This is a genomic window from Pseudoselenomonas ruminantium, from assembly GCF_900104055.1.
Lineage (GTDB): Bacteria > Bacillota > Negativicutes > Selenomonadales > Selenomonadaceae > Selenomonas_A > Selenomonas_A ruminantium_C.
Genome location: NZ_FNJQ01000018.1, coordinates 55,453 through 65,953 on the forward strand (window position 1 = coordinate 55,453; position 10,501 = coordinate 65,953).

At 53.9% G+C, this 10,501-nt stretch carries 7 protein-coding genes; all 7 read right to left on the reverse strand.

The window, feature by feature from the left end:
* Positions 1–2 precede the first annotated feature (2 nt).
* The 7 genes from BLQ59_RS08745 to BLQ59_RS08775 all read right to left on the reverse strand — a co-directional run bounded on the left by BLQ59_RS08745 (position 3) and on the right by BLQ59_RS08775 (position 10,268).
* Positions 3–548 carry a hypothetical protein gene (locus BLQ59_RS08745; RefSeq protein ID WP_074572516.1) on the reverse strand — a complete coding sequence of 182 codons (546 nt, stop codon included), beginning with the start codon at positions 546–548 and terminating at the stop codon, positions 3–5.
* A 175-nt stretch (positions 549–723) separates the two neighbouring features.
* On the reverse strand, positions 724–1,356 hold the full coding sequence (locus BLQ59_RS08750; protein ID WP_074572518.1) for a sigma-70 family RNA polymerase sigma factor: 633 nt from the start codon (positions 1,354–1,356) through the stop codon (positions 724–726).
* A 36-nt stretch (positions 1,357–1,392) separates the two neighbouring features.
* Complete coding sequence (locus BLQ59_RS08755) at positions 1,393–5,736, reverse strand: translocation/assembly module TamB domain-containing protein (protein ID WP_074572520.1); 4,344 nt, start codon at positions 5,734–5,736, stop codon at positions 1,393–1,395.
* 46 nt (positions 5,737–5,782) lie between these two features.
* Complete coding sequence (locus BLQ59_RS08760; protein ID WP_074572522.1) at positions 5,783–7,396, reverse strand: TolC family protein; 1,614 nt, start codon at positions 7,394–7,396, stop codon at positions 5,783–5,785.
* 62 nt (positions 7,397–7,458) lie between these two features.
* Positions 7,459–8,739, reverse strand: coding sequence for an MlaD family protein (locus tag BLQ59_RS08765; RefSeq protein WP_074572523.1), 1,281 nt, complete (start codon positions 8,737–8,739; stop codon positions 7,459–7,461).
* Positions 8,736–9,494: an ABC transporter ATP-binding protein gene (locus BLQ59_RS08770; RefSeq protein ID WP_074572525.1), complete on the reverse strand. Its 759-nt coding sequence runs from the start codon at positions 9,492–9,494 to the stop codon at positions 8,736–8,738. Before BLQ59_RS08770 ends, BLQ59_RS08765 begins: the two co-directional genes overlap by 4 nt.
* A 9-nt stretch (positions 9,495–9,503) precedes the next feature.
* Positions 9,504–10,268, reverse strand: a complete 765-nt coding sequence (locus tag BLQ59_RS08775) for an MlaE family ABC transporter permease (protein ID WP_074572527.1) — start codon at positions 10,266–10,268, stop codon at positions 9,504–9,506.
* Positions 10,269–10,501: the final 233 nt, after the last annotated feature.

Genomic DNA, 10,501 nt, shown 5'->3' on the forward strand with positions numbered 1-10,501 from the left:
TTTCATTGACGCAGGATCTTACCTGCAGATTGCATGAGTTGTTGTTTTTCCATATCCGGTGGCTGCGGAACCGGCTTCACCGCCGGCGCATGAGCCTGCTCCGGCACCGGCACGGCAGGCCGTGCGGCCTGCTCAGGTTCATGCGCCGCCTGCGGCTGCGGGGCAGCATTTTTCTCCCTTACAGTTGCCCCCACCGCCTGCGGCAGTTTCTCTGCCGCAGGCTCTGCTTCTGCAGGCGCTGCCGGATGTTCGGCCGCAGCCTGCTGTGGCAGGGCAGGAACAGCCTCCTCCACCTGAGCAGGAATGGGGCCGCTTTTCCACAAAACGCCCCCCGCCAGGGCAAACGCCAATAATAAGGCCGCGCCCCGTCTTCCCCATAGGGACAGGAAGCGGCTGCGGGAACTCTGTCCCACATGGGCCAGCTCCGCTTTGGCCAGCATCAGCTTCAGATCTCCCTGCACATCGTCTTCACGCGCCAGGGAATCCTCTGCCCTGCCCAGCCAGTCCCGGGCGGCCCGGATATGATTCTGCTGTGAACGCCTGTCCATCTGCGCCCCTCCGTCTTACCTGAAATTCCTGAAACTACTCTGTCGTTATAATCGGCAGCACAGGACAAACATTCACACAGCATATAGCACTATATAAGATGATAATATAAGTCTAGCACCATTTTTCAGCGTTTTTCAAGGTATTTTTACTTATTTTTGCTTATTTGCAAACAATTTACCAATTCTGCATAAAGCGGGAAAGCATCCCGCGGATCCTTCGGATCCCCGTCTGCTGCAGGCGATAGACATGGCCGGTGCTCAGCTCCATATCCTCCGCCACAGCCGCTACATCCCGGCTGGCCAGAAAGACGTTTTCCAGCACGGCCTTTTCCTTGGCCGGAAGCCGGTCCATAGCCGTGCGCAAGCGGCCTACTAGTTCATGTGTCTCCGCCTGCTCCGCCACCGTGGGCGCAGTATCCACGAGGTTCTCCTTATAGGTCACACTCCCATCCTCCTGCAGCGCATCCATGCAGGGACTGTCGGAGCGCCCCTCTTTTTGCAGGAAATCCAGCATCCGTCCCCGGATGCGGTGGATGGCAAAGAGGCTAAAGGCTACGCCTCGCTCCGGTTCATAACGCTCCACCGCTTCAATCAGGCCTATAGTCCCTTCCTGCACCACATCCATGATGTTCTGCAGATTGTGATAGGGCAGGGCCTGCTTGAAGACCAGCGGCTGATAGGCTTCAATCAGCTGCCGGCGGGCATCTTCATCCCCGCCGCGCTTGTACGCCAGCCAAAGCCTGTCCTCCCGCTCCCGCGTCAAAGGTTTCACTTTCTGTAATTCCGCCACATATTGGGCAAAGCGCAACGCCTCCACCTCCCTTCTAAACAAATCCGTATAAACTCAGAACGTCACCCGGGCTTCCACGCCGAAGATATACTTGCTGGCTTCCCGTTCCACGGTCACGCCCCAATGATCATTGACATCGTACTGGACGCCATAGCGATTGATATTATCGCCGCCAAAACCATGGGTATAACGGAGCATGACCTTGTCCGTTATATATTTTCCCATAGAAACATTAAAATCATATTTGTTTTCACGATTTTCTTTTTCGGCTTCATGCGTATCAAACGCCGAACCGCTGCCACGCGAGATGGAGAACTTGTCCAGATAGAGATACTGGCGCATGATACCCTCCACTTCCGACAGGAAACTCATCTGCAGCCCCACGGCCAGCAGATCCCCCATATCCATGGTGGTCTTGCCATCCTTATAGGCATCGCGCAGCGTCAGCAGCTGAATGATCTGCGTCTGGCTCATTTCGGGCGAAGATGTGAGCTTCATCTCCGCTGCCCCCAAAGGCCCTTTCACCGACAGGAATACCTTGGCCTGGGAAAGCTTGGTATCGGCAAAGAAATCAATACTGGGCATAAAGGATGCCACCTGATTGAAATTGGCCGTGCCCTCCCGGATCTTGAACTCGGTCTTCAGATAATTGATCGTGCCGCCCCGTTTCACCTGCAGGCTGCCGCTCATCTTGGGATGGCTCATGATGCCGCCCACATGGAAGCCGCCGGTAAGATAGAGGTCATAGAGGTATGGGCTGTAGAAATGCACCTTGTCGCCTGCATTGACCTGCACATCGAAGACCATTTCCGGCATTTCCCCTTCGCTGTCAGGAATCGTGGGCACGGAAACCTTGCATTTGTTGAAATCGATGCGGCCGGAAATCTTGGGCAGATGCTGTCCGTAAAAATCCGTATCCGTCAGATGCAGTTCGCCATTCAGGGGACCTTCAAAGAACTTGCTCTTGATGCCCAGTTTCTCCACATACAGGGAAAAGTCATAATGTTCCGGTTCCAGTCCGTTCATCAGCAATTTACCGCTGCCGTTATAGGAACCACCGCCCATTTTACCAGAAAATTCTTCAACTGTCACTTGATTGCCATTGAACTTCAGACGAGCCGTCATATCGGTGACCGGCTCTTTCAAAGTCTTTAGTTTCACCGCACCATTGGGGATCGTCACACTGCCGTCCATCAGGGGATGGGCCAGGGTGCCGTGAATCTTTACTTCCCCTTCGGTAGCCCCCAGCGCCCAGTCGATTTCCTTGGAAATCGTGGGCAGCAGCGACAGGTCCGCATCCTGCAGGCCAATGCTCAACTGGATCTGTTCCATATCATCCAGCCACTCATCCTTGCCGGCAGTCAGAGCCCGCAAGGGCACGATGCCCTTGGCCGTAGCAGCGCAGTTCTTCGTCCCCACGGCTTTTTCCACCCGCAGTTCCGTCAGATCGATCAGACCGTTCTTCAGATGCGCTTCTCCCGTGAGGCTGTCAAAATCAGCCCCCTGTATGCCGCCCTTGATGGCTTTGACCTTCACATCGGCAGCAGGATTATGGGTATAACCGCCCAGCACTGCTTCAATATCCGCCGTGCCGGTCACGCCCCGGGCCTTAATGCCCGCCAGTCCGGTGAACATCCCGAAGTCCAGCTGGCTGGCATTGAAGCGGGCGTCGATGGCCCCGCCGATTTCCACCGTGCCGCTGGCGGTAAAGGTACCATGTTCTCCCTGACTGCCTTGTAATTTATTGATATAAACGACATTGTTGTTCAGATTGAGATCCAGTTCCACGCCGCGCACATCGTAGCCGCCAGCCTTGCCGCTCTCAATCCTGCCATTGATACTGGCGCTGGGATTATGCGCCGTACCGCTCAGGCTGGCTGTCAGATCTGCCCGGCCGCTGATCACCTCAGTCTTCTGGTTCAGCAATGCTGCCACAGCGGCGATATCGGCATTCTGCAGCACCACATCGCCACGGATGCCATCCGTGTCGGTATCATAGGCCAGCTCCATATCATAGGTGCCGCCATTCTGCTCAAAGCCAAAATGATCGATATCAAAGCTATGGCCTTTGAACTTGACCATGCCCCGCAGGTTGTTGACCGTCTGCCCATTCATGACGATCTCCGGTGCCTCGAGAACACCGTGGAATTCTGGCGCATTGATGGTCCCGTCAATCTTGCCCTTGAACGTGCCATGACCGCTGACCTCATAAGGCAGTTTATGTTCCACCCGCTTGAGGTCGATATCCTTGGCCACTACTTCCATATCCAATGCCTGGGTGGCCGTAGTTATCGTACCGTTCAGTACCATATCGATCATCGGCGAATAAGCATGGAAATCCTGCAGGCGCAGTTTCCCATTCTCAAGGAAATAGTCGCCATCCATACCGGAAAGCAGTACACCATGATAGCTGCCCCGGTAGAAATGGATATAGCCCGTAGCCTGCGGGTTGTCCAGCGTGCCCGTCAGCTTGATGATGTTATCCACATTACCGGTCAATGGCTGATCCGGTGCAATAAGGGCCACGATGTCCTCCATGCGTGCGCCCATGGTGTCCAGCTGCAGGTTGACCTTCTTTTCTCCGGTGAAACCCACCGAACCGGCAGCGCGCCATACTTCCTTCCCATCCTTTTCCATGAGGAAATCATCGATGCCAACACCATCCAGGCTGCCACTAGCGGCAAATTTCAGGCTGTCAAACGGCTGCTTAAAGATCTTGCCTTTAAGGCCCGAGAACTTGATCTCCACCTGCGGATTGGCCTTCGCACCACGAATCGTGCCCTTGAAATCCGAGAGGCCGGACAGTTCCAGACGGCTGTCCAGATTCTGCAGCAGGGACAGATCGAAATGACCGCCATAATAGGCCAGATCCATATTGCATGCCCCCCGCATATCACGGATGGAGCCTTCCAGCCCCAGACTGCTGTGATTGGGCATCTTCACACTCAGATAGTCAATGAGCAGGTCATCATCTGCCAGATAAAACGAGGTGCTGGCCTTGTCGATCTTGATTCCCTGATAAGCCGCATTGACGACCTTGGCGCTGCCATAAAGCTGCAGCGTGGAAAGGTCGCTGCCAATGCCATTGCCGCCCATATCCGCATATACACGCCCCGTAAGACCGGCCAGCTGCGGCAGGAAGCGATTTCCCTGCGCCGCATCGATATCGTCCAGCTTCACATGCGCCGTATAACCAAGGTTCTCCGTGGACAGAACGGCTTCACCGCTGACCTTGCCGCCAAATACCTGCGCGGAAAAGCCCCTTACAAAGAGGTTCTTGTCCTGATAGCGCACATCAGCCTGTGCCCCCGTAAAGGGAATATCCAGCACCTGGCCTTCCGCCACCTGCACCTTGCCATCCACGCTGGGGTTGCTTATGGCGCCCGTCACCTTGACGGTGAATTTTGCCGCTCCCTGATAGGGGATATTCGTGAGTATCCGGCTTGGATCAAAGGAATCCGAGCTGGCTTCCAGTTCCAGATACGGCGTTGTCGTCAGGTTCTTGATCTTACCATGGACGTTGACTTTCTGCTCTGCCGCCTCTGCATCTACGCTGAGCAGGACCTCTTCATTGGTAAAGGAGGCATGGCCGGCGATATTTTCAATCTCCGTGCCTTCCACCTGCACTCTGCCATCCTTCAGGTCGCCTTCACCGCTGAAGGAAAGATCACCATCCCGGCGATAGGCATGGATGTCGGCGGACTCCAGCCGCCCGCCTTCAATCTTTATATTCTCCGGAATCAGCCCCTGCGGTACGAAGGCCAGATATTTTTCGATATCCACTCCGTCCAAATGGGCATTGACAATCTGCCGTGTATCAGAGAGCGTTGCTGTCCCCGTTATGCCCGTCCCCTGATTTTGGGCGGCAAACTCCACCTTCGATACGGGATAATCGGCCAGATCCACCGTACCACTCACTTCTTCGAGTGCGAGTTCCTGTCCCTGCCGGCGCACAAGCACATGGGCATTATCGACCAGTATCCGGCCATGGAATTCCTGAGAGGTCTTTTCCTTGCTGAGCAGATCCTCCACATTCCAGCTGCCATCCGCACGCTCGGAAAGCACCGCTTCCACACCACTGACGCGAACCTCACCCACGGCATTGGCAGGATCAGAAAACGCCGCAAGCAGGCGGCAGCTAACCCGGGCCGTATCGGCACGGGCAATCAGCTCCGCCTGCTTGTCATAGATTGCTACGTTATGCAGTTCCAGATCCCTCAGGGATTTTATTTCGATTTCACCAATCTCCACATTTGTTCCCAGAGCCTGGGTGGCCAGAGAAGAGACTTCTCCCCCGGCTCTTTCCATGAAGTTTTGCGTTTGTACATAGTACCAGAGACTGGTGATGGCGATCAGCGCCATCACCACCGCCCCGATTATCCATGTTTTCCCCTTCATTACGTTCTCCCTGTCGGCCCTTCATGGGCAGTGAATTACAATCCCTTTAATTGGCCATCTCGCTGGCTACCGTCCCCGCGCTGGCAGCTGCTTCCGTGGCTGCTGGTGCCGCAGTTTCGGCACTCTTTTCTGCTGATTCTGCTTTAGCGGCCTTTCTTTCAGCCTTGTCCTTGCGTCTGCTTTCCTTGGCGGCTTTACGGGCTTCCCGTTCCGCCTTGCGCATGGCCTTCGCTTCATCCTTGGATGCTTTCTTGGCTTCCGGCGTAAGTTCGAGTACCGGATTTTCCGTTACCTTGGCATCCTCGCGGACCTTCTTGACCTTGTTGCCTTCCATCTGGGAAGCCTTATACTTAGCCACATCGATATCCACGGGAATGCCCATAGCCTTATCAAGCGCTGCCTTGTAAACGTTATAATTGTAAAGCGCATTGTTATAGTTCGTACGGGCAGCAGTCATTTTTTCCGTTGCATCCATTACATCGAGGTTCGTGCCGACACCAGCAGCATAACGGACATTGGCAATCTTGAGGTCCTCTTCAGCCTGAAGCACAGCTGTCTCCGTAGTAGCAATATTCTTTTCCGCAGCCTGCAGGTTCAGCAAAGCCGTGCGCACATCGAGTTTGATGGTATCATCCTGATTGCGCAGATTTTCCTGTGCCTGTACCAGACCTGCCTCAGCATTATGCACACTGGCGGAAGTCGCACCGTTGTCAAAAACATTCCAATTGGCGCTGGCACCGAAATACCATACATTGGAATGATCGGTCCGGAATGCATCCTTGCCTTCAATGGATTTGACCGCCGAAGCTGTCACCTTGGGATACCAGCCGGCTTTGGCACTGTTGATGCCAGCTTCTGCCTGCTTGACCTGATAGTAGGCCGCCGCACCGTCAGCACGGTTGTTCAGGGCATAATTCGTGCAATCTTCCAGATTCAGGTCATAGGCGGGATGCTTGAGCTGCTCATCAATGACCAGCACCGTATCCGTCGGTAAGCCAATGACATTATTGAGGGTAGCCACAGCAATATCGTAATTGTTCTGTGCCGTGGTCAGTGCCTGCTGGGCATTGGCCAGGTTTACCTGCGAGGACAGCACGTCGGATTTGGCCACGGTCCCCACCCGATACTGCGCATTTACATTGTCGAGATGTTCCTGATAAGCCTTGACCGTATCTTCCTGCACCTTGATATTATTCTTGCAGTTCAGGATGTTATAATAATCTGCCGTTGCTGTATAACGAATGGACTGCTTCGTATTCTCCAGCTTCACATCTGCTTCATTGAGCGCATAGCCCGCGGATTCAATGCCACTGCGCAGCGAGAAATTGTACAGAGGTATCGACGCCTGTGCACCATTAGTAAAATAAGTATTATCCCCGCCATGAGAAGCTCTGGCATAAAAATCATTGGCATGGTCCACTTCCGTAGACAGTGAAAGCGTCACGCCCGTCTGGCGGCGATAGTTGGACAGATTCCACTTGGCCGCATCTACGCTGGCCAGCGCCATCTTGATGTTATGGTTGTTCTCGAGTGCCATCTGCACGGCATCCTGCAGGTTCAGCTGTACCGTATTGGCCGCCGAAGCCGAGCCAAAGGAAACCGTCATCAGACTGCCCAATACGAGAGCCGTCAATCTTTTATAAAAATGCTGTTTGTTCATGTTAAATCCTCCTTAGCAAAGGTAATTTATATATCAGCCGCCCCGCGGCCGGAATTATCCTGTCAAAAAGCCTGTCTGAGCCCCACATAGGCTGCCCGGCGATCTCTGTCATTGACATTCTGCCACTGCCCCATCAGCCAGGTATTGTCCTTCAGACGCAGCTGCGCGCCAAGGCGTACATCCACATCATCGAAGTCATAGGCCTCAGCCGAAAACTTGAAATTCTTGCCCGCATAGGCATCCAAGCCCACACCGGCTTCACCATGGATGGCCCCAACTCTGGCCGCCAGATTTCCCTGACGCTTGCCCAGCTGGAAATTCACCCGGTTGCTCTCGCCCATATCCTCCAGGCCAAAGGTCATAAACGGCCCCTTATCCAACGCGGCCGTAAAATTCCAATTGGTATCCCAGTCATGGGCACTGCCGCTGTATAGCACGGACATTTCACCGGAAGTCTTGATGGCCTCTAATTTTTCTTTGGTTTTCTTCGCCTTTTCCGTAAGTTTCCGGGCATTATGGATGGTGGCTTTGACATCCTCCACAGTCTTTTCATCCCCGGCCACCTTGGCCAGTCCTTCGGACACGACGCGAATCTTCTCACTGGTTTGGGCGATATTATCGAGCGTCAGGCGCAGGTTCTCCGCTGTCTGCGGATCTGCCCCCACCGTGGCCAGATTTGCCATCATGGCCTCTACATTATTCATGGTACGGTTGAGGCTGCCCGTTATCATATTCATATTGGCGAGCATCTGATTGATATTGCCCTGATTGGTATTGATGGTGGATTCGAGTGCCGCCATCATGCCATTGATATGGGCCGTCGTCTCCCGCATATTCACCACCATCTGCACGATGGATGTCTGGAAGGCTTCATTGCCCAGGATGTTGTTCATGCTGGCCAGCATCTCCTGTGCTTCCTGGATGACCTTGCTGGCATTCTGCATCATATCATCCATGCTCGCTTCATCGACACCCGTAAGGTAATCTCCATCCGCGACCAAAGCACTGTCACTGCCAGGCGTAATATTGATGAACTTATCACTCATGATGCCCGAAGAACCGATGGATACCCTCGAACCTTTGGGAATCTGTACGCCCTCATTGATCTGCAGGGTAACGGTAACCCCCTGACCATCATTGGCCACAGATTTCACCTTGCCTACAGGCACGCCGGAAAGCCGCACGAGCGACTGTGGTTCCACCCCGACCACCTGTTTGAACCCGGCATAGAGTGTGTACCCCTTGTCGCCGCCTATCTTGAAACCGCTCAGCATGATGATCACGCCGGCCAGTAATGCCAAACCTGCCAAGGTAAAGGCTCCTACCTTTGCTTCTACACTCATGCCCGCAGTTCCTCCTTTTCTCCCTTATCCGTGTGCAAAGTCCGGAAAAAGGCCTGCACCCTTTCATCCTCTATCTGCTGAAATTTCTTCACCGTATCCACGGCAATGAGCTCTCCCTCGTATACCATGGCAATCCTGTCGGCAATGCGGCAGGCGCTGGCCATATCATGGGTGACCACCACCGATGTAACGCCCAGCTTCTTCTGCATGTCCACAATCAGTTCATCGATCTTCGTCGTGGTGAGCGGATCGAGTCCCGAGCTCGGCTCATCATAAAAGATGATTTCCGGTTCAATGGCAATGGCCCGGGCCAGGCTCACGCGCTTTTTCATACCGCCGGAAAGTTCGCCGGGCATCTTGGCCTCGACGCCGGGCAGGCCGACCAAATCGAGCTTCTGCCTGACGATGCGCTGAATCTCCGCCTCCGGCAAATGCCTGTGTTCCCGCAGACCAAAAGCTACATTCTCGCCCACGCTCATGGAATCAAAGAGCGCGGAATACTGAAAGACCATGCCCATATTAAGACGCACTTTATCCATTTCTTTCTCGGAAAGGTGAGTGATTTCCTGCCCGCCAATGTAGATTTCTCCCTCATCGGGACGGATAAGCCCCACCAAAAGCTGCAACAACGTGCTTTTGCCGGAACCGGAACCGCCGATTATGGCCAGCGTTTCCCCGTCCCGAATTTCCAGATTGATATCCCGGAGGGCATATTCACCATCATATATTTTGCTCACATGAGAAAGTTTTATCATAGGTACACCTTAGTACAGAATAAAGGTCAGCAGCGCATTGAGGATAAAGATGACGATGATTGAGGTCACCACCGTACGAGTGGTAGCCTTGCCGACGCCCTCTGCCCCGGCAGGGCTGTGCAGGCCGTAGTAACAGCCTAAGACCGCAATGACATTGCCAAAGAATATCGCTTTGATCATCCCGCCGGTCAGGTCAAAGACCACGGCGAAGTTATGGATGGAGTTGATATAGCTGTAAGAGCTGATGCCGGCATAGTACACCGCCACCAGATACCCCCCGAGCACGCCAATCACGTCACCAAAAACGGTCAGGAGCGGCACTACCATCATGCAGGCCAGCATCCGCGGTACAATCAGGTAATTGACCGGACTCACGGCCATCACCCGCAGAGCATCGATCTGCTCGGTAACTTTCATGGTGGAAATCTCTGCGGTAATCGCAGCTCCCACCCGTCCGGCGCAGACCACCCCCACCAGCACCGGTCCCAATTCGCGGCCAATGGCGATGGCAATGATGCCGCCAATGGTGCCCTGGGCTCCAAAACGAATCAATATATCTGCCGTCTGCAAAGCAAACACCGCGCCGGTAAAGAGCAGGGTAAGGCTCACAATCAGCAGGGAATCCACGCCCAGATGAGACATCTGCGCCAGGATATGCTTGGGACGTGGCCGCCTGAAGAGCTCCTGTACCGTATCACGATAAAGAAGCACGATGGTGCCAAATTCCGCCAGCCGCGCCAAAACCCAGGCGCCAACAGCCTCCAAAACCCGCATCCAACGTGCCTCCTTTCACTCACATTTCACTAATTTTTCCACCCTTTGATTGTAACAGGCAAAAGGCAATTAGTAAATATAAGTGTACTATTTTTTTGTCAAAATTTCAAGTTATTTCCCTCAGACATCCATACAGATAAATTGCAGTTTGTCGGTTAGTTCGTGCCAAAATAATCCCGCACATACGCAGTCAGGGGTGAACGGGGGCGTACTTTTGCTGTTTCCGCTAAACG

Bases quoted from the DNA above. Each gene is read 5' to 3' on its own strand.
- BLQ59_RS08745 (WP_074572516.1), bottom strand. From the start codon at position 548: ATGGACAGGCGTTCACAGCAGAATCATATCCGGGCCGCCCGGGACTGG.
- BLQ59_RS08755 (WP_074572520.1), bottom strand. From the start codon at position 5,736: ATGAAGGGGAAAACATGGATAATCGGGGCGGTGGTGATGGCGCTGATC.
- BLQ59_RS08760 (WP_074572522.1), bottom strand. From the start codon at position 7,396: ATGAACAAACAGCATTTTTATAAAAGATTGACGGCTCTCGTATTGGGC.
- BLQ59_RS08765 (WP_074572523.1), bottom strand. From the start codon at position 8,739: ATGAGTGTAGAAGCAAAGGTAGGAGCCTTTACCTTGGCAGGTTTGGCA.
- BLQ59_RS08770 (WP_074572525.1), bottom strand. From the start codon at position 9,494: ATGATAAAACTTTCTCATGTGAGCAAAATATATGATGGTGAATATGCC.
- BLQ59_RS08775 (WP_074572527.1), bottom strand. From the start codon at position 10,268: ATGCGGGTTTTGGAGGCTGTTGGCGCCTGGGTTTTGGCGCGGCTGGCG.